The organism is Mycoplasma sp. CSL7475-4, assembly GCF_024834065.1.
Lineage (GTDB): Bacteria > Bacillota_I > Bacilli_A > Mycoplasmatales > Metamycoplasmataceae > Mycoplasmopsis.
This window is the reverse complement of record NZ_JANUYA010000004.1, coordinates 20,606-43,781: the sequence shown is the minus strand read 5'-3', so window position 1 is coordinate 43,781 and position 23,176 is coordinate 20,606. Positions and strand designations below refer to the sequence as shown.

At 29.7% G+C, this 23,176-nt stretch carries 22 protein-coding genes; 13 read left to right on the top strand and 9 right to left on the bottom strand.

Features of this window, described 5'->3' with window-relative positions; all coding sequences use genetic code 4:
- Window positions 1-39: 39 nt before the first annotated feature.
- From eno to rpmF, 4 genes are all read right to left on the bottom strand, one after another.
- Window positions 40-1,413 (bottom strand): phosphopyruvate hydratase, encoded by a 1,374-nt coding sequence (gene eno, locus NXS15_RS02180; RefSeq protein WP_259290234.1) that lies wholly within the window; start codon window positions 1,411-1,413, stop codon window positions 40-42.
- A gap of 1 nt (window position 1,414) precedes the next feature.
- On the bottom strand, window positions 1,415-2,563 hold the full coding sequence (gene thiI / locus NXS15_RS02175) for a tRNA uracil 4-sulfurtransferase ThiI (protein ID WP_259290233.1): 1,149 nt from the start codon (window positions 2,561-2,563) through the stop codon (window positions 1,415-1,417).
- Complete coding sequence (locus NXS15_RS02170) at window positions 2,553-4,163, bottom strand: hypothetical protein (protein ID WP_259290232.1); 1,611 nt, start codon at window positions 4,161-4,163, stop codon at window positions 2,553-2,555. The genes thiI and NXS15_RS02170 overlap by 11 nt, the downstream gene beginning before the upstream one ends.
- 98 nt (window positions 4,164-4,261) lie before the next feature.
- Window positions 4,262-4,462 (bottom strand): 50S ribosomal protein L32, encoded by a 201-nt coding sequence (rpmF, locus tag NXS15_RS02165; protein WP_259290231.1) that lies wholly within the window; start codon window positions 4,460-4,462, stop codon window positions 4,262-4,264.
- 307 nt (window positions 4,463-4,769) lie between these two features.
- On the opposite strand from rpmF, the gene metK reads away from it, so the two are divergent.
- Window positions 4,770-5,900 (top strand): methionine adenosyltransferase, encoded by a 1,131-nt coding sequence (gene metK, locus NXS15_RS02160; RefSeq protein ID WP_396888602.1) that lies wholly within the window; start codon window positions 4,770-4,772, stop codon window positions 5,898-5,900.
- A gap of 225 nt (window positions 5,901-6,125) precedes the next feature.
- Here metK and NXS15_RS02155 read toward each other — a convergent pair whose 3' ends face one another.
- The 5 genes from NXS15_RS02155 to cypl all read right to left on the bottom strand — a co-directional run bounded on the left by NXS15_RS02155 (window position 6,126) and on the right by cypl (window position 11,794).
- Complete coding sequence (locus NXS15_RS02155) at window positions 6,126-6,530, bottom strand: hypothetical protein (protein WP_259290229.1); 405 nt, start codon at window positions 6,528-6,530, stop codon at window positions 6,126-6,128.
- Window positions 6,521-7,921, bottom strand: a complete 1,401-nt coding sequence (gene gltX, locus NXS15_RS02150; protein ID WP_259290228.1) for a glutamate--tRNA ligase — start codon at window positions 7,919-7,921, stop codon at window positions 6,521-6,523. The genes NXS15_RS02155 and gltX overlap by 10 nt, the downstream gene beginning before the upstream one ends.
- A gap of 78 nt (window positions 7,922-7,999) precedes the next feature.
- A complete protein-coding gene (locus NXS15_RS02145) occupies window positions 8,000-9,748 on the bottom strand; it encodes an ABC transporter permease subunit (RefSeq protein ID WP_259290227.1) in 1,749 nt (582 codons plus the stop codon).
- Window positions 9,712-10,461 (bottom strand): phosphonate ABC transporter ATP-binding protein, encoded by a 750-nt coding sequence (locus tag NXS15_RS02140; protein ID WP_259290226.1) that lies wholly within the window; start codon window positions 10,459-10,461, stop codon window positions 9,712-9,714. The genes NXS15_RS02145 and NXS15_RS02140 overlap by 37 nt, the downstream gene beginning before the upstream one ends.
- Window positions 10,445-11,794, bottom strand: coding sequence for an ABC transporter thiamine pyrophosphate-binding lipoprotein p37/Cypl (gene cypl, locus NXS15_RS02135; RefSeq protein ID WP_259290225.1), 1,350 nt, complete (start codon window positions 11,792-11,794; stop codon window positions 10,445-10,447). Before cypl ends, NXS15_RS02140 begins: the two co-directional genes overlap by 17 nt.
- A gap of 242 nt (window positions 11,795-12,036) precedes the next feature.
- On the opposite strand from cypl, the gene gyrA reads away from it, so the two are divergent.
- The 12 genes from gyrA to NXS15_RS02075 all read left to right on the top strand — a co-directional run bounded on the left by gyrA (window position 12,037) and on the right by NXS15_RS02075 (window position 23,155).
- Complete coding sequence (gyrA, locus tag NXS15_RS02130) at window positions 12,037-14,715, top strand: DNA gyrase subunit A (protein WP_310592992.1); 2,679 nt, start codon at window positions 12,037-12,039, stop codon at window positions 14,713-14,715.
- Window positions 14,716-14,717: 2 nt separating this feature from the next.
- On the top strand, window positions 14,718-16,274 hold the full coding sequence (locus NXS15_RS02125) for an MAG5620 family putative phospho-sugar mutase (RefSeq protein ID WP_259290224.1): 1,557 nt from the start codon (window positions 14,718-14,720) through the stop codon (window positions 16,272-16,274).
- A gap of 193 nt (window positions 16,275-16,467) precedes the next feature.
- Complete coding sequence (rpsD, locus tag NXS15_RS02120; protein WP_259290223.1) at window positions 16,468-17,064, top strand: 30S ribosomal protein S4; 597 nt, start codon at window positions 16,468-16,470, stop codon at window positions 17,062-17,064.
- A gap of 20 nt (window positions 17,065-17,084) precedes the next feature.
- Window positions 17,085-17,297, top strand: a complete 213-nt coding sequence (rpmE, locus tag NXS15_RS02115) for a 50S ribosomal protein L31 (RefSeq protein ID WP_259290222.1) — start codon at window positions 17,085-17,087, stop codon at window positions 17,295-17,297.
- Between the two features lie 378 nt (window positions 17,298-17,675).
- Window positions 17,676-18,683, top strand: coding sequence for a heat-inducible transcriptional repressor HrcA (gene hrcA / locus NXS15_RS02110; protein ID WP_259290221.1), 1,008 nt, complete (start codon window positions 17,676-17,678; stop codon window positions 18,681-18,683).
- Window positions 18,683-19,507 carry a nucleotide exchange factor GrpE gene (locus tag NXS15_RS02105; RefSeq protein WP_259290220.1) on the top strand — a complete coding sequence of 275 codons (825 nt, stop codon included), beginning with the start codon at window positions 18,683-18,685 and terminating at the stop codon, window positions 19,505-19,507. Before hrcA ends, NXS15_RS02105 begins: the two co-directional genes overlap by 1 nt.
- 31 nt (window positions 19,508-19,538) lie before the next feature.
- The gene (locus NXS15_RS02100; protein WP_259290219.1) at window positions 19,539-19,973 is read left to right on the top strand and encodes an MscL family protein; all 435 of its coding nucleotides are present in this window, start codon (window positions 19,539-19,541) and stop codon (window positions 19,971-19,973) included.
- An 89-nt stretch (window positions 19,974-20,062) separates the two neighbouring features.
- Complete coding sequence (locus NXS15_RS02095) at window positions 20,063-20,317, top strand: hypothetical protein (RefSeq protein ID WP_259290218.1); 255 nt, start codon at window positions 20,063-20,065, stop codon at window positions 20,315-20,317.
- A 136-nt stretch (window positions 20,318-20,453) separates the two neighbouring features.
- Complete coding sequence (gene rplU, locus NXS15_RS02090) at window positions 20,454-20,753, top strand: 50S ribosomal protein L21 (protein ID WP_259290217.1); 300 nt, start codon at window positions 20,454-20,456, stop codon at window positions 20,751-20,753.
- 7 nt (window positions 20,754-20,760) lie between these two features.
- Window positions 20,761-21,036: a 50S ribosomal protein L27 gene (gene rpmA, locus NXS15_RS02085; protein WP_130429698.1), complete on the top strand. Its 276-nt coding sequence runs from the start codon at window positions 20,761-20,763 to the stop codon at window positions 21,034-21,036.
- 108 nt (window positions 21,037-21,144) lie between these two features.
- The gene (locus tag NXS15_RS02080; RefSeq protein ID WP_259290216.1) at window positions 21,145-21,876 is read left to right on the top strand and encodes a DNA-processing protein DprA; all 732 of its coding nucleotides are present in this window, start codon (window positions 21,145-21,147) and stop codon (window positions 21,874-21,876) included.
- An 82-nt stretch (window positions 21,877-21,958) separates the two neighbouring features.
- The gene (locus NXS15_RS02075; RefSeq protein WP_259290215.1) at window positions 21,959-23,155 is read left to right on the top strand and encodes a YitT family protein; all 1,197 of its coding nucleotides are present in this window, start codon (window positions 21,959-21,961) and stop codon (window positions 23,153-23,155) included.
- The last annotated feature ends 21 nt before the right edge of the window (window positions 23,156-23,176 follow it).

Genomic DNA, 23,176 nt, shown 5'->3' with positions numbered 1-23,176 from the left:
TTGGTATCAAGGAAAATTGATACCAATTATTATTTTTAATTAAACGTGTCTTTTTAAGTTGAAGTATGTTTTATCACCATCGAATTTAGAAGTTTCACCCAATTCATCTTCGATTTCAAGTAGACGGTTGTATTTAGCAATACGATCTGTTCTAGATAGCGAACCTGTTTTAATTTGACCTGTATTTAGAGCTACCGCTAGATCAGCAATAGTTGTGTCTTCAGTTTCACCTGAACGGTGTGATACAACACATGTAAATCCTGCTTTGTGAGCTAATTCCATTGTGTCAAGTGTTTCAGATAATGAACCAATTTGATTTAATTTAATCAAAATTGAATTCATAACATCTTTTTTAATTGCTTCACGTAAAATTTCTTGATTTGTTACAGTTAGGTCATCTCCTACAATTTGTAATCTGTCACCTAGACGTTGTTTCATTAATTTGAAACCTTCTCAATCGCTTTCAGCTAAACCATCTTCGATTGAAATGATAGGATATTTATTTACTAGTTGTTCATAGTAATCAACCATTTCTTCAGTTGTGTATTCTAATTTTACGTCTTGTAAATGATCAAAACCTGGACGTTTTTCTTCGATTGCTTGTTTTAATTTTTTGAATACATATTTTTTTGAACTTTCATCATAAAATTCACTTGAAGCTGGGTCCATTGCAATCGCAACAGCTTTTTCACCACTTGTGGCTGGAACTAAACCTGAAATTTTAATTGCTTCAATCATGTAGTCAAGAACTTCTTCGTGTGATTTTAAGTTAGGAGCGTAACCACCTTCATCACCAACTGTTGTTCCGTGTTCTTTTTTCAATAATTTACCTAAATTGTGAAAAACTTTGTTAGCCATTTGTAGAGCTTCTCTAAAGGTTTTAGCACCAACAGGCATAATCATAAATTCTTGCATATCTACGGTGTTAGATGAGTGAGCACCACCGTTCATAACATTAAGCATTGGAACTGGTAATGTTCTAGCGTTTGTTCCACCGATGTATCTGTAAAGTGGTAATTGTGCTTCTGCAGCGGCTGCTCTAGCAACAGCTAGTGAAACACCAAGTATTGCGTTGGCACCTAAGTTTGTTTTATTTTTAGTACCATCTAGCTTAACCATTGTCATGTCAATTAATCTTTGTTGACTAACTTCAAGTCCAAATAATTCCGGAGCGATGATTTGATTTACGTTTGTAACGGCTTTCATTACACCTTTACCACCAAATCAATTGTCTTTAAATTCTGGAAATTCTTTATCTCTTAATTCACATGCTTCTCTTGTACCGGTTGAAGCTCCTGAAGGCACCATAGCCACACCTTCGTAACCTAGTTCGGTTGTTACTTTAACAGCGATTGTAGGATTACCTCTTGAATCAAGAATTTCTCTTGCGTAAATATCTGTTATTTTTGACATATTATTCTCCTTTTTTTTCTATTTTTAATACTTCTATGTTGTTTTTAATTATATTACTTTCGTATTTTTCTAAATCAAATAGTTCATTTTCCAAACTTAAAACATCTTCCAAACGAGGTTTGGTAACGGGCTCTTTGGGCGCAAACATTTCACATGTTTCATTTGCTGAAACAATACTGATATCATAAGTTCCAATTTTTTTAGCAATGTTTATTGTTTCAACTTTATCTTTTGTCAGTAAAGGACGCAATACTAATTTTGAGCTTGACGCATTAATTACTGATAAAGATTCTAATGTTTGCGATGCTACTTGTCCTAAATTTTCACCATTTGATAGTGCAATATAATGTAAATTATCGGCCAGAGTCGATGCTAAACGGTAAAAACTTCGTCTTAATAAAGTTATTTTAAAAGCAGGATTTGAAACTAATGAAATATAGTTTAATATTTGCGAATAATCAATTAAATAAAACATACTTTTTGGTTGAAAATTATTTAATTTTTCAATCAATTGCTTCATTTTATCGATAGTTCTTTGGTCAGTTTGGGGAGGTGAAATAAATGAAAGAAATGAAACTTCCAATCCCCTTTTCATTAATTCAAATGCAGCAACAGGTGAGTCAATACCGCCACTCATTAAATGAACAACTCTACCAGAAATACCAACTGGTAAGCCTCCTAAACCTTGAAATGAGTTTTCGAACACGTAAGTAGACTTATTTCTAACTTCAACATAAATAGTTTGATCGGGGTTATGAACATCCACACTAATATTAGGGAAAGATTTTAAAATAAATGCACCTAGTTGCATATTGATTTCATGTGATGATAATTCAAAGTTTTTATTTGATCTACGGGCAGCAACCTTAAATGTTTTAGTGTCCATTTTTATTAATGATTTAGCAGAATCGAAAATTTTATTCAAGTCATTTTCGACCTCTATTACTGACGAGTATGAACTAATTCCGAAAACATATTGTAATTTTTCAAGATTTTTTTCTGAAAAACTTAAATACATTCTGTCAAATTTAGCATCAGGACGTTCACCGGTAATGTTTTTAACATTACGCGCCAAAACATCAATGAAATTTTGTCTATTTTTTCCTTTAAGCGTTAATTCACCATATCTAATTAAAATTTTAGAGTACATTAATTTTTTCCTTTCTAATTAACTGTATTGTATCTGCGTAAGCTTTTGAAAATTCTTTATTTGCGAGTTTGTGTGAAATATTTTGTAATCTCAATGCTATTTTTTCGTTGTTTATTGAATATTTATTGATTTTATCCATTAGTGCAGTTGTCATGTATTTATATGTTTTTGCTTTTTGAATAACCTTATATAAATTTCGTAATTTTTCAATAAACAAGTTCATCTCATTTGCTGAGGTGGTTTTATTTTTTAAGATTTCTTCATGAAAACGAATTAAGTCACTAAAAATTAAATCATTTTCAGTCGTATTTTCTAAAAATTCGCGTTTAGTTAAAAGACTATAATATCACTCTTCAAGAGTTGTTCAATAAGATTTGAAATACTCATGTTTAAGCGATTCATTTTGCTCGTATCTCGACAATTTATTAAATTCATTTATTCAGTTAATCAAGATATCGACTAGTGAGTCAAAATCGAGAAAAACTGTGTTATTTTTATTGTCGTTTTTTTGAGATAAAATACATTCAAAATCTTTTTTTATGTTAATAAATCGTGCTGAAAGTTCAGCAATTTTTTTCTGTCTGTGTTCGCTTTTAATTACACCAAAATTACTAATTTTTTGCTCTACATTATCAATTATTGACTGTATTTTAACGGTATTATTACCAATATAATCGTCAATTTGATTTTCTATATTATTTTTATTTTTTAAATAATAGTATTTATTCAGTAATTTTTTAACTTCATCGTTTGTGTCTTGAAATGGTTCATTTAAATAGTTGCGCTGTATTTTAACTAATAAAGCCGCTAAATTAGAAACATCTTCGCTTTTTTGATTATTCCCTAATAATTTGTTTAACATATTGACAATAGTGCTAAAAATCAACTTTTCCAATACTAATGCATGGGAAACTTTAAGACCAAACATTCTTAATTTAGGGTCATACTGACTTAAGGCATCACTAATCTCATCCAGTGTTGTTCTATCTTTATTTTTCTCAATATTGCTAAAAATAACTCTAAAGTTTTCTAATTCCTTGGACAGTGTATCATACGAGCGAACAAGTTTTTTCTTATTACTATTAATTATTTTTCTTAAAACCTTAATAAAAGATTGGGCATTGGTTAGCAAGAATTCATTTACTTCGAATCTTACATTATCGAGTTCTGTTTCTAACTGAACATTAAGGAAGGCATCTTCAAATTTTTTGTAAATGCTATACATTTCTGAATTAAGTGCCTTAGCTTTCTTTATGTCACGTTTTTCAATGTGTTTAAGTATAAGACTATTCTTTTCTTCAAATTCATAGTATAAAATGTAGATTTCCTTATTTCAAAGTTCTTTAAGTTTTTCATATTTATCACGATATACTCTATTGATATTCGATAAATCCTTAAATCTTATTGTTCGTACTTTTGTGTAATTATACTGTTTAGTCATTTCATCATACAATTCACTAATTTCTCTTTTGTAATTTTTTAAGTTATTATTACGTGTGAATAAAATGATTAAAACTATCAATAACATTGCTATTAATGATAGTACAACACCAATCATAGAGATATAAATTACTGAATTTTGGTTTAAATTGCTCTTCATATTTTTATATTATATAAAAGTGAATAATTTATAAAAACAAATGCGAAAGTAAATAAAAAAATCTGCTAAACAGATTTTTTTAAAAGTGCACTGGATTATTAGTTGTTACGAGAATTGATACTTCTGTAACCTTCAACGATTTTATCTCTATAAAATCCACAAAATTGGCAAACTCTATGTTGTTGGATAAAGTTAGAACAATTTTTACATGAAACAAGGTTTTGGATTTTTAACGCATCATGAGTACGTCTTTTGTGTTTACGTTGTTTCGAGGTTTTACGTTTTGGAACTATAGCCATTATTCCTCCTTCAAATATTATAAGATCTTATTATTTATTTAAAATAACGTAAAGTTATTATAAGACAAAATGCAAAAAGTAAAAGTAAAAAACAAAAATATATAAATTTTTTTGTTACGTGAAAATTAGTGTAACATTATTCCAGATAACATAAAGAGTTGCCTAGCTCGACAGCGTTGAGGCATGCCAACCCCATTTTGGAAGGTGGAAAGTCAGGAAGAGATTTCTTTAACATGTTGAAAACTTTTTTTGCTTACTCTTTGTTTTATTTGACAAAGGAGTTTTTTTTATGAACAAAAATTTTATTTTAAATGATGTGAATTTATTCACATCTGAAAGTGTTGGACAAGGACACCCAGATAAAGTTTGTGACCAAATTTCAGATCGTATTTTAGATGCTTACGTAAAACAAGATCCTAACTCTAGAACAGCAATCGAAACAGTGGCGACAGGAAATATGGTTATTGTTGCCGGAGAGGTTTCGTCAACAGCTAATATTGATGCTATCGCAATCGCTAAGTCTGTATTTGAAAAACTAGGTTATTCGATAGAAAATGTTAAATTTATCACTGATATTAAACAACAAAGCCCTGATATTAGTCGAGGTGTGGTTTTATCTGAAGATCAAATTGGAGCCGGAGATCAAGGCATCATGTTTGGTTACGCAACTAACGAAACCAAAAATTATATGCCTTTAGCAATTACCTTAGCAAATGAGTTAGTGAAAAGGGCTGATAAATTACGAACAAGTGGCGAATTTAAATGAGCTAAAGCAGACATGAAAAGCCAAGTAACCATCAACTACTCAAACAACACTGTTGATACGGTTTTAATGTCAATTCAGCACGCTGAAGATTATGTTGAAAGAGAATTTAAAGACTTTATTAAAGCTAATATTATTAAACCGGTTTTGACAGAATATAATTTAGAATTGCCAAAGAAAATTTTAATTAACCCAACAGGCCGTTTTGTAATTGGCGGACCAATTGGCGATACTGGTTTAACTGGTCGTAAAATTATTGTTGATACATACGGCGGTTATGCACGCCACGGCGGCGGAGCATTCAGCGGTAAAGATGCAACTAAAGTTGATAGATCTGCTGCTTACGCTTGTCGCTGAATTGCAAAAAACATCGTTGCGGAAGGTTCTTTATGTAATTCGCTTGAAATTCAAGTTTCATATGCGATTGGTATTGCTGAACCGGTCTCAATTAGTGTCAAAACAGACAATAAAGTAAATGATGCTTTAATTAAGAAAATAGTAGAAAATGTTTTTGATTTAAGACCAAGAGCAATAATTAAAGATTTAAATTTAAAATCTCCTATTTTTGGCGATACAAGTTATTTTGGCCACTTTGGTAGAGATGATCTTGATTTACCTTGAGAAAGATTGAATAAAATCAACGAAATTAGAGAATATTTAAAAGCTAACAAATAATCATTATGTTATAATTTCAAACATATTATGTTAAATTAACCACACAACAATGATAAAGGAGTATTATGAGAAAAATAGTTAGACAAAAAAACAAAGAACGTGCTGCTAAAAGATTACACAAATTACAAAAAGAGCAAGCTAGAGATGCTCGTAGAGCAGCTAGAGAACAAGCTTAATTTCTTTATTGGTAAATAAAAACAGAGAGAGCATTTTGTCTCCCTGTTTTTATTTATAAGAAATTGTGATTTTAAATTTACCCATAGGTTGGTCGGCAATACTGAATAATTCATATTGAAAGTGTGCTTTTTCCGGATCGACAATACATTTATCCATTAGCGTTTTTAAAAATAATTTATTTTTGTCTAAATTGATTTGTGAACCACCATGGTATTTTTTGAAGCGCAGTTGCAAGGTAGCATTACTAGTAATAACATTAACACTTTTGGGATTTATTTCAATTCTGGTCAACTGTTGATTTTGTGGATCTCTAAATTCATAGATATCGTATTCAAATTCTTTATTTTCCAGTGGGTGTTTAATTATTTGTTTTGAGTATTTTGCTTCTGCTTCAAATTCGGTAAATTGTTCTTTACCTTCTTGATTGTAATCGGAGCGAAACTTTATTGTCATATTTTTAATCTTTCAATAATTTTGTCTTTACCAAAAAGATAAATTGCTTTAGCTAATTCAGGTCCGTGTTCAGCGAAGGTTGTTGCTTTTCTAATTGGCATAAATAATTTTTTACCATTTACTTTTAGATTTTGTTTAGTTTCATTGATTGCTGCTTGAATGTTTTCGATTGAAAACTCTAAGTCTTTTAATTGTGCAAAAAATTCTTTAACTACATTAATTTCTTCAGCATTTAACTCAAATATTGGTGATTCTTGAGTGTTTTTATACATAAGTAGGTGATTTTTTAATTCACTGATTGTACCAACACTTTCTTTAAATGTTTCAATGAATAATTTACTTCACTCTTGATTAATATCAATATTTAAACTCTTAGCGATTAAGGTGTTATCAAGGTTTTTGAAATATTGTTTAGAGAATCAATGCATTTTAACAATATCGAATTTAGATGGTGATTTTGAAAGACGTTGTGGGTCAAATTTTGCAATGATTTCTTCCTTAGACATTATTTCGCTTGCATCTTCAGATGTTCAACCTAGCAAGGTTAAAAAGTTGAATACTGCTTCGGGAACATAGCCTTCATTTCTATAATCTTCAATAAATTGTTTTAATGATGTATCTCTTTTTGAAAGTTTTTTACCTTCCATATTTGTTATAACAGTTAAATGGCCAAATGAAGGAGCATCTCAACCTAAAGCGTTATAAATAACAAGTTGTTTAGGTGTGTTTGTTATATGTTCTTCACCACGTAAAACGTGCGATATTGACATATCATGGTCATCAATAACAACTGCAAAATTGTATGTAGGATAGCCGTCAGACTTAACAATAACTCAATCACCGATATCTGATGAATTAAATGAAATAGGGCCTCTTACTAAATCATCTCAACCTAGTTCTATATTTTTTGGCATCGACAATCTAATTGAAAATTGACCATTTTTCTCACGTTTCATTTTCTCTTCATCACTGATTTTTAATCAATTTTTATCATATTTGAATGACGGAATACCTTTAGCTTCACTTTCTGCACGTTGAGCTTCTAATTCTTCACTATTGTCATAAGCTTTATAAGCTAGTCCTGCATCTAGCAGTTGTTGGGCTACTTCACGGTATCTATCTAATTTTTCGCTTTGTCTATATTTACCACAATTTGGGTTAGGTTTAAATGGGCTTTCGTCAGGAATAATTCCTAATCATGCTAAATTTTCTAACTGACTTCTTTCGCCATCTTCAACGTTTCTTTTCACATCGGTATCTTCCAATCTGAATACAAATTCACCATTGAAATGTTTAGCAAATAAGTAAGAAAATAATGCTGTTCTCGCTCCCCCAATGTGTAAATAACCAGTTGGACTGGGTGCGTATCTTGTTCTAATTTTTTTGGTCATACTACTCCTTTAAAATCTATTTATAAATTTTATATTAATATTAGATTAAAAACAAAACAAAAACACCAATTAAGGTGTTTAATGTGTTTTTAATCGTTTTGTTATTGTTTTTCCAACAAAATTTATCAATAATATTGCAAAAGTTGCCAGTCATGTGTAGGCCATAGCTATTTCAGGATGATAATTTCTAGTATTCAAATTAGTTCAAATTTTAGTTCCAATGTTTAATTGTGAAGGTGCAAAAATTGAATATGTTATTGAATTTCTAAAAATTAGTTCAAAATAGAAAAATGATAAAGCAATAAAGTCAAATTTAATGGCTGGTAAAACATATTTGAAATAAATTTGATTATTACTAAAACCTTGCAGTCTCATATTCAAAATTATTTCCTCATCTAAATTATCAATAGCCTCGGTTAATTGTTTCGAAATACTTGACATTTCGTGCAATGAAATAATTAAGATTATCAAAAACAATGCCGATTGAAATAAGGGTTGCAAAACGAAGAAATACACAATTGTTGGCACTAATCGTATCAATACATTGAGTATTCTTCATGTGATTGCTCAGTATTTATTATTTAGGTGTAGCGACTGCAATCTTATTGAAATAAGAGTTAAAAGCAGACAAATTGTGAGAGCGAGAATTGTAAAAGACATTGATTCTCATAAAACATAGAATGGATTGGCTAAATTTCAACTTCTGAAATCAAAAACTGTAAAATCTGGTCTAAAAAAGTATTCGAAAAAACCTTTTGTGGCCGACAATTCAAAGAAAAGCCATTTAGTTGTTATTAGTACATAAGCAGTTACTATTAAACATAAACTAAATATTACTGAATAAACGATTTTTCTTACATTCAATTGTCTTGTTAATTGTTTGTAATTAATGTATTTAAATTGCGAATTTATTGAAATTTTCTTTGTTTTGGCCTCAATTAAATATTTTTTAAAAAGAATATTAATTATTTCTAAAAAGACAATGAATAGCATTAGAAAAAGTAGCGGAATACCTAATTCTTTAAAGTTGGCAGTTTGACTAGCACCGTATGAAATTAACACACCAATTCCTGGAAGTGATAGGGCACCTAAAATTGATGATCAACGCATATTAGACTCAAAAGAAAACAAAAACAATGAATAAATTCTATGTTTAACTCTTGGTCATATTTCTTTATAAAAAGCCTTGAATTTATTGTTGCCTTGACTTATAGAATTTCAATAAGAGCTTAAATCAACATTTTCAAAAATCTCAATATAATATTTATGTAATCACAACCAAGTAAATCAGACAAACACCAATAGCAAACTCAATTCATTACGAGCTGTAAAAGTAATTACTCTAATGAACACAAGTTCAGGCATTGCTCTTAAAATCAAAATGATGGATTTAAAAGCAAATGCACTGTATTTATTGGTTGCTTTTGAAAAAGATAATACACTCGTAACAACAGCTAAAATAAACCCGATAAATGTCCCCACTAAACCTAATTTTATTGATATTCAAAGAGCAGTAATTGAATCCATTAATAGTGAAGTGTATTCACCGCTAGTACGCCCAGTGAGACGATAACTTTTGGTGCCAAAACTGAATAAATTCTGTATTTTTTGCACTATAAAACCAGTGTTATCAAATTTTAATTTACTAGATTTTTCATAGAAAATATACGCTAATAAACCAATTGCTAATAATATTATCAAATGAATGAAAATTGGATGTAGTTTTCAACTTGTTTTTTGCTTACTTTTTAAACTTTTGTATCTGTAGCGAAATAATTTTTTTTCTTTTATTATTGAGTTGTTTTCACTGTTTGAATAAGTTCTCATTGTTCAACATCCCTTGTTTTTTTAGCCAAAACAACTTGTTTGTTTTTAATACCAATTACGTGTGTAAAGTGCGATTTGATAAAACTTAAATCGTGAATGTTAACTAATATGGTTTTGCCTTGCTTAGCTAATTTTTTCAACAATTCCAAAACATCTTGACTGGTTTGGTTATCTAAATTTGACGTTGGCTCATCAGCTAAGATTAAATCCACATTTTGAATCAATAATTTGGCTATTTCAACACGTTGCTGTTGTCCGCCACTCAATTCGCTAACACGATAAAAAGATTTATCTAAAATTCCTAATTCATCAAGAGTTTGGAAAATTTTAATTTTTTCTTTTTTGGTTAGTATTCCGAAAAATCTTTGAAAAAAATTTGAATAATTAACATTGGTTCGTTTGATATTTTCAAAGACATTTTCAGTGTTGATCAAGTTGGCTTTTTGTGTTAAAAACCCGATTTTTTTCATCACTTTTTTTCAATGTTTTTTACTGATTTCGTTTATGTTTTGATTGAAAACTTCAATATAACCACTCTGTGGCTTAACTGCCTTAACGATTAATTTAAATAATGTACTTTTTCCCACGCCACTAGGCCCAATAATGGCAACCATTGAACCTTTTTCAATTTTTAAATTTACGTTTTGCAATACAAATTCTGATTTTTTGTTATATGCAAAACTAAGATCATTAATTTTAATTATTTCTTGCATCGGTTATTTCCGGTATTGAAACATTTTTATCATTTTTTGTTTCAGCTTGTACTTGTAAATACATAAATTTTTGGAATGTTTCTAAATCAAGAGGTTGAAATTTATTATAGCCAGTGTAGATACCATAAGTGTTTTCGTTTAGTGAAAGTGAATTAAGGGCTTTAGAAATTAAATCTGCTTGTTTTTGACTAATTCCTGTACGTGCTAAAACAACATCGTAAGCTGCTGGATTAGTTAGGGTTAGCGTTCTAATCACAACGTTATCTTCGCTATCGTATGGTTGATTTGACACAAAACCTTCAGGTTTGAAATATGTATCGTGTTTAGCATTGTTTGTTCAGTTATACACTCCTTCATCATCAAAACCAATTAAAGGAATTATGTTTGAACTATGTCTTTTGCCCAGTGTGTCTTGAATTGATTGACCTTTAATGATGTTTTCTGAATCTGATTCTAAATATGTGTTAATTTCTCTTAAAGATTTGTTGAAGTGTCTTGCTAAAAGAGCAACTTGGTATTTATAGCCACCAGAACTTGTATTTTTCTTGAATGCTATACCGTGCCCAACAAACGCATCTCAATCTTTATTATTTCAATCTTGAATTATTTGATCTCTTTGTGCTTTATTTCCTGCGATATAAATTGCCCCGTGATATACATATGTCAAGGCGTTATTTTCGTAAAATTGAATGAATTTAGAACCGTCAAAACTCAATTTTTTCTCACTGACAGCTTGTTGCCAATCTGGATATTCATATCCAGTATTTTTTACTCAACTTTCATTGTTTCTATCGGCGGCCTGGCGTAATTTATCATCGCTTAAACCATTAGAATATGTATCATTATCACTGCCTTGTCAATTGAATTTCAATGTACTTGTTTGTGAAACAAGTTTAATACCGTGTAGATCATTTACCTTGCCAGTTTGATCGGCAAATGAATTAAGATAAGTAGCATAGTTAGCAATCATCAAATCCAGTGTAGGATTATTACTCTCTAATTTACTATAAAATGTGTCCTTGTCTTGATTTGTTTCAATAAAGAAATTAACATCAGGTAAATCTTTTGTTTCTTCATCCTTATTTTTAAAATCATTGAATCTTTGGGCCAATAGTGTTAAAAAGTTTCTTTCAATTTCGCTTTGACCTTTGTCATTTTCAGATTTGAAACCTGGATTTATTCACGAGTTTACAATTGTGATATTTGTGTCTCACTTGTCGGCAATATCATTTTTATTTTCAACTGTTTTATTAGTACAACTAGTTGCCAATACTGAAATAGATGACATAACCAACGGACTCAGTCATGACACTATTTTTTTATTTATTTTCATTATTTCTCCTTAACAAGGAATAATATTTAAAGAACTAGCAACGCATGAATTACCATGATCCGCTATAGGTATGTTCTCAGCCGTTTTACCAGCACCCTTGTTATTATAATTATAAACGAGCGTGAAATTATTTACTTTACTTTAAATATTTAATTTTCAAATTGTAGTAAATATAAGAGATATTCGTTAACTATTGTATAATTTAAATATTAAAATTTAATATTAATAGCAAGGAGAACAAAATGTCCAATAATAAAGAAGATAAAAAAGACCAAATCGCTATTGAAAATGAGCAAAATAAGCCAAAAATTGAGGAATTTGATGAAAATTCAATTCCAGATGAAGAATTATTCGTAGCGTTTAAGGAAGAAAAAGTAGAAGAAGTTGCGGACGAGGAAGAAGAACGTAGCCCACAAAGCAAAGAAGACTATGTTGTTCAATCACAAATTATTGACACTCCAACTGATGGATTGCATCCAGTTGAAATTGATCGTGAAATGAAAAATTCATTTCTTGAGTATGCAATGAGTGTTATTGTTTCTAGAGCCCTTCCAGACGCAAGAGATGGACTAAAACCAGTACATAGACGTATTCTTTATGACATGAGTGAATTAGGTATCACATATTCAAGTCAACACAGAAAAAGTGCTCGTATTGTTGGTGACGTATTGGGTAAATATCACCCACATGGTGATTCATCAGTTTATGAAGCGATGGTGCGTATGGCACAAGAATTTTCAATGCGTTATCCATTAGTTGATGGTCACGGTAACTTCGGTTCAATTGATGGCGACGGCGCTGCTGCTATGCGTTATACTGAAGCGAGAATGAGTAAGGTTGCATCTGAAATGCTAGACGGTATTAAAAAAGATACTGTTGATTTTGTTGATAACTATGATGCCAGCGAAAAAGAGCCGGTTGTTTTACCATCACGTTTTCCTAACTTGCTAGTTACCGGTGGTTCTGGTATTGCGGTTGGGATGGCAACTAATATTCCGCCACACAATTTAGGCGAAGCAATTGATGCTACTATTGCATTAGCTAGAAATCCTGAAATAACTATTGATGAATTAATGAAATTTTTACCAGGTCCTGATTTTCCAACAGGCGCCACAATTTTAGGTGTTAAAGGTATTAGAGATGCATATAAGACTGGAAAAGGTTCAATTACAATGCGTTCAGTGTCTAAAATTGAAGAATTTAAAAATGGTAAGTCTCGCATCATTGTGACTGAAATTCCTTACGAAGTTAAAAAAACAGCAATTATTGAGAAAATTGCTGAATTAGTAAAAGACAAGTCAATTGAGGGAATTTCTGATTTACGTGATGAATCAAATAGAGAAGGAATCAGAATAGTTATTGATTTAAAAAGAAATGTAAACCCACACATTTTGTTGAATAAATTGTATCGTCAAACTAATTTGCAACTTAACTATAATGTAAACTTTGTTGCTTTGGTTGAGGGCGAACCTAAATTGTTAAATATCAAAGAAGCTATTGAAGTTTATTTAAAACATCAAGAAGAAGTTGTGACAAGAAGACTGAAATTTGACTTGGAAAAAGCAAAAGATAGATTGCATATTCTTGAAGGTCTAAAAATTGCGGTTGAAAATATTGATGAAGTTATCAAAATTATTAAATCATCTAAAAACGATGCTGAAGCCCAAGAACGTCTAGGAAAACGATTTGATTTAAGCGAAAGACAAACTAAAGCAATAGTTGATATGCGTTTAGGTCGTTTAACTGGTCTTGCTATTGAAAATATGATTGAAGAAATGAATCAATTGATTGCGGAAATTGAACGTATTGAATCAATTTTGGCAAATCACGATAAGTTAATTCAATTAATTATTGATGAATTAAACGAAATTAAATCAAAATACTCAGATGAAAGAAGAACTCAAATTGATTTAGAAGGCGGTGGTGAAATAACTGACGAAGACTTGATTCCAGTGCGTGACATTGTAATTACCACTTCTTCAAATGGATACGTAAAGAGAATTGATTTAGAAGAATATAAAACACAAAAACGTGGTGGAGTTGGTATTACAACAATGAAAACCTATGATGACGATGATATTTCATCTCTTATTACCTGTTCAACACACACAGATTTATTGCTATTTTCAAATCTAGCTCGTGTTTACAGAATTAGAGCACACGAAATTCCTGAATTATCTAGACAATCAAAAGGGGTACCTTTTATCAATTTAGTACCAACTCTTAACACAAAAGACAATGAAAAAATTGTCTCAATATTGCCAATTAATGAATATAACGAAAATGAGTATTTATTCACTGCCACAAAACTAGGTATTATTAAAAAAACATCTCTTAAAGAGTATGAAAGAATCAATGTTGGTGGTAAATATGCCTTTAATTTACGTGAAGGCGACGAATTGGTTAGAGCTCTAAAAGTTGATGATAATGCAATAATTATGTTGGCAAACAGTAACGAAAGAGTTGTTAAGTTTCTTTCATCAGATTTTCGCCCACTATCAAGAACTGCGTATGGTGTTAAAGGTATTGCTTTAGATGAAAATGAATATGTTGTTTCTGCTTCGTCGAATTTGGAAGGTGATATCGTATTGACTATTGGTAGTCATGGTTATGGCAAATTGACCGGACATGATGAATTTAGATTGATTAAACGTGGTGGAAAAGGTGTCAAAGGTATTAATACTAAGTTGGCCGGAAACATTGTTTTTTCACGTTTCGTTAATCCAACTGACGAATTATTGATAATCACCTCATCTGGAACAACAATTAGAACAAAAATAGCAGATATTTCGGTTGTTGGAAGAGCAAGCAAAGGTGTTAAACTAATTAATTTAAAAAACAAAGAAACAATCCAAGCTGTTGAAATTATTAAAAATGAAGATGATGTAACAGAAACCCAAACTAATAACGATACTCAATAATTATGAAATTAAATTCAAATAAAAATAACCCTAAAGATTCATTGATGCTAGTCAATAATTCTTTAATTTTTAAACAAAAAACAGAAAAAAAACCAATTTCTAAGTCTTCATTAATTTTGTTAGCAAAAGGAATTAATTCGGTTATTGAAGCTAATTCAAATATTTTAATTTCAATTGAAGGAGTAACACAAAATCAGTATATCAGTAAAATAGCGTGTTTTTTACAACAACAAGGACACAAAATATACGAATTTGATAAGCACATTTCTATTCCACTAATGGTTGATGAATTTGTTGTTAAAAATGAACCGATAGATTATTTAATTAAAATCAGTATTTCTGTTAAAAACAAGTTTGTAAAAGTGCAAATCAAGGACAAAAATTTTGAAAATTTGAACGGGAAAGACATTGAAGAAATCACTCAAATTTATGATCAAAATCCAGTCTTTAATATTGATTATGAATTGCAACCATTCGAGCAAATTGAGTATAAAAAATACTGTGATTTATTGACCTCCAAAGAACAAATATTGAAACCTTTTTTAAACATTAAGCAAAGATATTTATCAACTCACTTGCTTTCATACACAGTTAAAAGTAATTCAAAAATTTTGGAAAAATTACTAATCAATAACGGCAGTGAAGATACATTCAAAACCACTCGGAAAGCGCACAGTTTTAAGTTTTTAAAATTTCTAACTTGGTTTAATAAAAGAAGATTATTAAAAAGAAACATAAATAACATTTTCCATATAGATGAATTATCTGAGTTAAATGTCGGTTTATTGATTAACAATAAATACCGTTTTCTAAATTCTAATTTTCTTGCTCTTCTTTATCTTGATTTTTATTTAGAAGAATATAAGAGAGGAAAAGTTGATGTTTCTCAATTCAAAATTTTAATTCCTTATACTGCTAATTATGCTGTTAAGGATTTGTTATCTCAATACCATATTGAATGAGAATATTTTGACGAAAACACCTATAGAATGTATAAAGACGACAAAAATTTTGTCTTTGCTTACACTGAAAATAATTTTATTCCTAACCCCAAATATTCCCTAGAGTTTAACAATTATTATTTTTTCGCTTGTCTACAATGAATGTTAAATTCATATGTTAATAGAAATAATTTATTGAGTTTTAGATACAACAAACTGATAGAAAATTTTGGCGTTGTTAAGACCAAACATGAAGAATATAAATTACAGCCCAAAAACATAAAATACATTTCTAGTTTTATAAGAAATTTATACAACGGTAAAAAAGACAAGCAATGAGCTCAAATGGAAGTTATTGAGAAATGGGATAATGGTAAATATTATTTATTTAGAGTTGAAACAATTAAAAAACACGAAATATTAATTTATTATGACTTTTATAAAAGCAAGATTTGCGTTGATTTAAAAATGTGTATGATATACGAATATCGCTCTAATTATTCATTCTTAGATCACTCGAATATACAGTTTAAAATTTGAAAAATAACAAACAATCTTAGAAATTATGTAAAAAAACAGAAAAAAATAGAAAAACAAAAGCAAAAAATGTCTATTTAAAAATGAAATTATCTGTTTTGATAAATTTGCATTTATATTATAATTCAAAAGCATATTACAGCTGATAACCATGGCTATGACATATTTGTTCATAATGGATTTGAAAGTAGGATTGCTGAAAACCGAAATCATTAAACAAATATTAATTAGCTGGAGATTATCCCTTTTGACGTTTTATGCAGAAAGAGGAAACATGAGATACACAGGTCCAGTTTTTAAAAAATCACGTCGTTACGGTTTCTCAATTTTGGAAACAGGTAAAGAGTTTTCAAAAGGTAAAAAGAGATCTTACGCACCAGGACAACACGGTAACAAACGTGTAAAATTATCAGACTACGGTCTACACTTATACGAAAAACAAAAAGTTAAATTTGTTTATGGTTTAAATGAAAAACAATTAAGAAAATTATTTGAAAAAGCAGCAAAAATCAAAGGTGTTTTAGGTACAAACTTAATTCAATTACTTGAATCACGTTTAGATAACTTAGTATACCGTGCTGGTTTTGCTAACACAAGAAGACAAGCAAGACAATTAGTTGCTCACAACCACTTTACATTAGATGGTAAAAAAGCAAATATTCCATCTATGTTAGTTAAAGTTGGTCAAAAAATTGCTCTAAAAGAAAAATCACAAAAAAATGTACAAATTACAGCAAACTTAGCTGAAAAACGTACAGCAGGCTGAATGACATTAAAAGAATTCGAAGTTTCTTTCGATCGTCTACCTGAAAGAACCGAAGTATTACCAGAAATTAAAGAAAACCTAGTTGTTGAGTTCTACTCAAAATAATTAAGGTTTAGGAGACATTTATGAAAAAAGATATACATCCAAAATACAACACTGTTAAAGTTGTATGTTCAACATGTAATACAGAATTCGAATTCGGTACAACAAAATCATCAATTTCAGTTGACGTTTGTTCAGGTTGCCACGTAGCCTACACAGGTGATAGAGCTAAAACTAAAGCAACAGGTATGATTGACAAATTCAATCAACGTCTTGCAAAATCAGGCAAAAAATAATTTTTCACTAAAACGCCGATTGGCGTTTTTTGTTTTTGTTGCGTTAAAACAAAGTACAAAAACAAATAAAATAATACTGACCTAAAAGTCAATAAATTGAACGAATAGTATTGCCAACAAAAAACATAAAATATCAATAAATTCAGTAGTTTAATCAATAAAATATTCAGCTTTTTGAATAAAATACCCTTTAATTTATTGTTCTTGTTTTACTAAAGCGTTTGCGTGTTTAATTTAAGGCTAGCCAAAAATAAAGCGTTTAAATATCTTTAATTTTCTTAAAGTTGCAAACTTTTATTTCAATAATATACTCACATTTTTTTGAACTAAATTTAGCACTCAAAAGGTAAATTTGCTAAAAAATGGTATAATAATTTTATGAATAATTATGATTTAAATCCAGACAAACGATTGATTTTAAAATCAGTTATAGATTTGTATATTGAGACAGGACAACCAGTAGGTTCAACAACACTTGTTGAGAGATTTGGTATTAAATTTTCAAGTGCAAAAGTTCGCTATATTATGAACGATTTAGAACAAATGGGATATTTAGAAAAAACATATACATCAAGTGGTAGAATCCCTTCAGTTAAGGGTTATAAATACTATGCAAATTTCCTTGTTCTTCACGATTCATATTCATTAAGAGAAAAAATTAAAGATATTTTTGCTAATCGTCGTGCCAATGTTGATGAAACAATTAAAGAAGCATGTAAAGCTATTTCGGACACAATAGGATTAACATTAATTACCAGCGAAACTAACGAAAATTCAACACTAAAAAGTATTCAATTAGTTCCGTTGAGTAACGACATGGCAACAATAGTTTTAGTTACTTCATTTGGTGAAGTAAGTCATAAAACTGTAAATATTGATTTAACCAAAAGCGACATGGAAGATTTAAGAATTGCTATTAGAATTTTTAAAGAGAGAATGATTAATGTTCCAATTTTAAAATTAAAAGAAACAGCGGACAGTCTAGCTCCAATTTTAGCGGCACAAATTAAAAATTATGAATCAATACTTGAAAGCATGGTTAATAATGTATTTGACTTTGAATTGCAAAATAAAAACGTTGTATATGGAAAAGACAAAATTGTTCTAGTTGACGAAATATCACGTAGAGATCTTTCGAACATTTTATACTTAATAGAAAATCAATCAATTTGAAAAACAATTGAAGGAGACAAGAGCGATGATGATTCAACACTTAAAATATCAGTACGTGATGATCACAGCTCAATAATTACTAAGAAAATTGAAGGCGGCGACAGTAAAATTAGAGAGATAAGTCTAGTTGGCTCAAATAGAATGAATTATCATAAATCAATCGCAGCAATCAAATTATTAGAAGATTTAATTATCGATAAAGGAGAAAAATAATGAAAAAATTAGAATTGGGTTCAAAAATAAAAGTTGATGTTAAAGTATTTAATCAAGGCAAAATTATCAAACAATTAACAAAACGTAATTTTTTGATGACATTAGGTAAAAATCAAATTGCCCCAGATGTTGATGATAAAATCATTCAAGCTGGATGAATGGAAAAATACACTATTTCGCATTTATTTCAGAATACAAATGACCCTGATATTGAAGGTAAAACTTTAAATATTGAAATTTTTAACCTTACTTTCAAAAAACGTTATTCAAAAAAAGAAAACAAAGAGCAACAAAAGATTGACAATTTGAACACAGAAATTGAAAATTTAACCAAAATCAATAAACAACTGAACGAAAAATTTGTTGTTTTGGAAGAAATTAATCAAGATTTAAAAGAAAAAGTGCGTGAATTATCTAATAAAATTGCCGAAAACAAAAGAATTACAGTTCCTGAAGACGAAATTAAAAAAATTAGACAATATGCATTGCAAAAGTTTTTTGAAGAATTTAGCAATCCTTATTCAACATTAAAAGCAGCAATTGCATCAGGAGTTAATACTCCCGACAATAACGTCAAGACCTATGTTAAAGGGTTTGAAATGGTTTTATCAATGGTCGAAAATGTCTTTGGCTCACACGGACTTAAAATTGTTAAGCCAAATATTGGAGATGCATTCGATCCTAATTCTCAAAAAGCAATCGACTTTGTTATTGATAACGATAAAGAAGCAAATACAATTGTGAAAGTAAATTCTGATGCTTACATGCTTTTTGATAGAGTAATAAAACCTGCGATAGTGGTTTTGAGTAAAAAAGAACAATAAATTCAATATTAAATCGGAGAAAAACTTCACTATGAAAAAAGATAATAAACATTTAAATAAATTTAAAACCGCTAGCAAAGATGCATGAAGTTTAGTCAAAAAGAGCAACATGTTGATGTTGGCTATTGGGCTTTTAATCGGGACTTCATTTAATACAGTAGTTAAATCATTGGCTAATGACGTTATTTTGCCACCGATCGCATCATTATTTGGTTTTAGTGAAATTCAAAAATGAACTATTGGCGAGAACATTTTAATTGGTAAATTCCTAGCAGCATTACTCGCTTTTATTATTGTCACAATTGTTATTTATTTAGTAATGATGACAGTGTTTATCATAAAAGCGGTAGTTGATTTTAGAAAATTATTAAAACTTAAAGAAAAACCAAAACCAGATCCAACCACTGAAGAATTGATTTTAGCTGAATTGAAAAAATTGAATGAAAACTTTGAAAAGAGACAATAATTACAAACCGCACAACTGCGGTTTTTTATTATTTTTTTCCTTTTTTGAAAAAAATTTCGTTAAATCGTATATGTCAATTGGGAGGTAAAATGAAATACAATATCAAAAAAATTCCAATCAAAGAACAAGCAAAAATTTATGGAGGTAGCGCGCTTTCGGCATTCACAGCAATTGCACCAATTGTAATATCAGGTTTTAGTGCAATTGCCAATGTAATTAGAATGTTCACTTCTAAATCAGGTGAAAGTAAAACCGGAACCAATTCAATAAAATGAAACAATGAACCGGGCAAAGCGGTAGAAAATTCAATCACAAAAACAAAAAGTATTTATTTAAGTTATTAATTAAATAAAAATTCTTTTCTTTACGGGCTTATGTATTATAATAACAACGTTACTTTTGTAACCATTCTGAACGGGTTTACAAGTATGCTTCGCATCACCCTTAAGATGAGCCACAAAATTCAGGAGATTAATAGATATGATCGCTATTATTGAAACTGGAGGCAAACAAATTTTAGTCAAAGAAGGACAAACAATCTTCATCGAAAAAATCGAAGGTGAAGAAGGTTCAAAAGTTAAATTTGACAAGGTTTTATTGGTTGGTGAAAAAATTGGTCAACCATATCTTGAAAAAGCGTATGTTGAAGGAGAAATCCAAAAACAAGGCAAAAGCAAAAAAATTATCGTATACCGTCACAATGCTAAATCAACTCACAAAAGAAAATTAGGACACCGTCAACCTTATACACGTGTTCTAGTAAACAAAATAGTAGGATAATTTAGAAATGGCACACACGAAAGCCGGTGGTTCTACCAAAAATGGTCGTGATAGTCGCGGCCAAAGACTTGGTATAAAACTAGGTGATGGTCAATTCTGTACAGCAGGATCAATTATTTTCCGTCAAAGAGGAACAAAAATTTTTCCTGGTACAAATGCTGGAATTGGTAAAGACGATACAATTTATGCTTTAATTACAGGATACGTTAAATTTGAAAAACGTAGAAACCGTACATATGCCTCAGTATATGAAGAGAGAGTTGTAACTCCAAAAAACAAATAATATTATAATCAGCGCAAGCTGATTTTTTATTTTCAAATTTAGAAAGTAATAAAAAAGTTCTTTTTTTAAAATAAAAATCAATTTATTTGTTGAAATATCGGAGGTAGAATGAATGAATTACTAATTTATTTCTCATATATCAATAGAGGCGATAATTATAAAATTTTTAAGGATTTAGTGAATAAAAAGCGAGTCGAAGAGTCTAATATCCAACAAGTGTTGAATAATTTAAAAAGAGAAGGAGTTAAATATATCACTGTTTTTGATGACGAATATCCGCAAGCACTAAAAGCACTTAAATATGCACCATATGTAATTTACTATAAAGGCAATTTAGACATTTTGAATAAAAATCTAATTTGTTTAACTGGCGATATAAATAATAATGATACAGACAAATTTATTGAAAAAAGTATTGATAATTTCAGTAAAAACTTTGCATTAATAACAACTGATTTTAGTCAAATGGACCGAAACATAGCTAAATATTTCCGCCAAAATAATAATCAAATATTACACATTCTAGCAAGTGGCCACTCATATTTGAGTCCCAATGTCAATATTGAAAACGAGTTGTATATAAGTCAGTATCCACCACAAGTGAATCCAAAATTACAAAGATTTAAAGAAAGGAATATTTTAACAGCAGCGATCGGAAAGCATTTAGTAATTTATGGTTCAAAGGAAGGCTCGGGAATAATCAATTTAGCATATAGTTTTACTGATTTTGGTAAAAATGTTTATTGTTATCCGAGCACAAATTTAGAAGATGGCAATAATTTTCTACTGAAAAATGGAGCTAACTTGATTACTCATATTGCTGATTTAGTTACATATTAATTTTGATTTGAACAGGAAAAAATATTGCCCGATTATATATAAATATATATACTAAAAAAATAATTTTAATTATAATATCTCTATGAATCATCAAAACAATAAGAATAAAAAAACTGAACCATTGGCAGTTCGTAAAGTGAATCAAAAAATTAGAGAATTTAAAATGGGTTCCTATGCTTATGATTTTGAAAATCCACACGAAAAAGAGGTTAAACATAAACGTAAGTTGCAATATTTACAACGAACATTTTACATGTTTTTGGTGGCCTTTCTTTTCAACTTTGGTGTAATTGTTTTTTTACAAAAATCTGAAACTATTCCCTCTGGACTTTCCGGAATACCAATGCTAATCACTTTGGTTTGATCTAGCACGAAACCATATTTCGCAGTTTTATATTTGGCGTGTAATGTTCCACTGTTTATCGTGTTTTGACGAAAAACAAAATTATCCTTTACACTCCATACTTTAGAATTTATGCTCTTTCAAATTGTAATTAACTTTTTATTAACAATTGGGGGTGAAAACTCGGTGGCCACATGATCACAAAAAGTTTTCAATATTGCTCCTGGATGAGAACAAGTTATTGAGGTTATCAACGAGAAGACAGGAATTTCACAAAAATTTGAAAACCCAATAACATGACCTATTATTGCTAATGGTTTAATTGGTTCAGTTTTTGTTGGTATATCAATCTCACTTGCGTGAAAATTCGGCGGTTCAACCGGCGGAACAGATATTATTGCTTATTACTTTTCAACTAAAAAACAAAAAAGTGTAAGTTGAATGTTATCAGTGTTTGCAATTGTGACTACAATTATTTTCTTAGTTATCTTCTCTTTTGCTCGTAAACATTATCCAGCAGCTAAAGTAATTCACTTTGCTGATGGTACACAGCAATATAAAGTTATCAATCAACGTGTAATTATTGGTATGCGTGAATTAACTACATTTGTTTACATATTTGTTGTAAATGGCTTGATTTCGATTTTATATCCAAAATATAAAAAAGTGAATGTCGAAATTTCGTGTGGTGCATCATTTGCACGTATTGTTGAGTACTTTAAAGAAATTAAATACTGACATGCATATTCAATATTTACCACTGAAAGTGGTTATACTGGGGAAAAAGTATACAAAATCAATACGACAATGCTTTTATTAGAAACGAAAAATATTATCAAAGATTTAAGAGCAATTGACCCCAATATTTGAATTAGTATTAAACCTACTTATCAAATACACGGGAATTTCAATACCCATTACGTGGATGAAAATTAGAATAATTATCAATTTAAAACA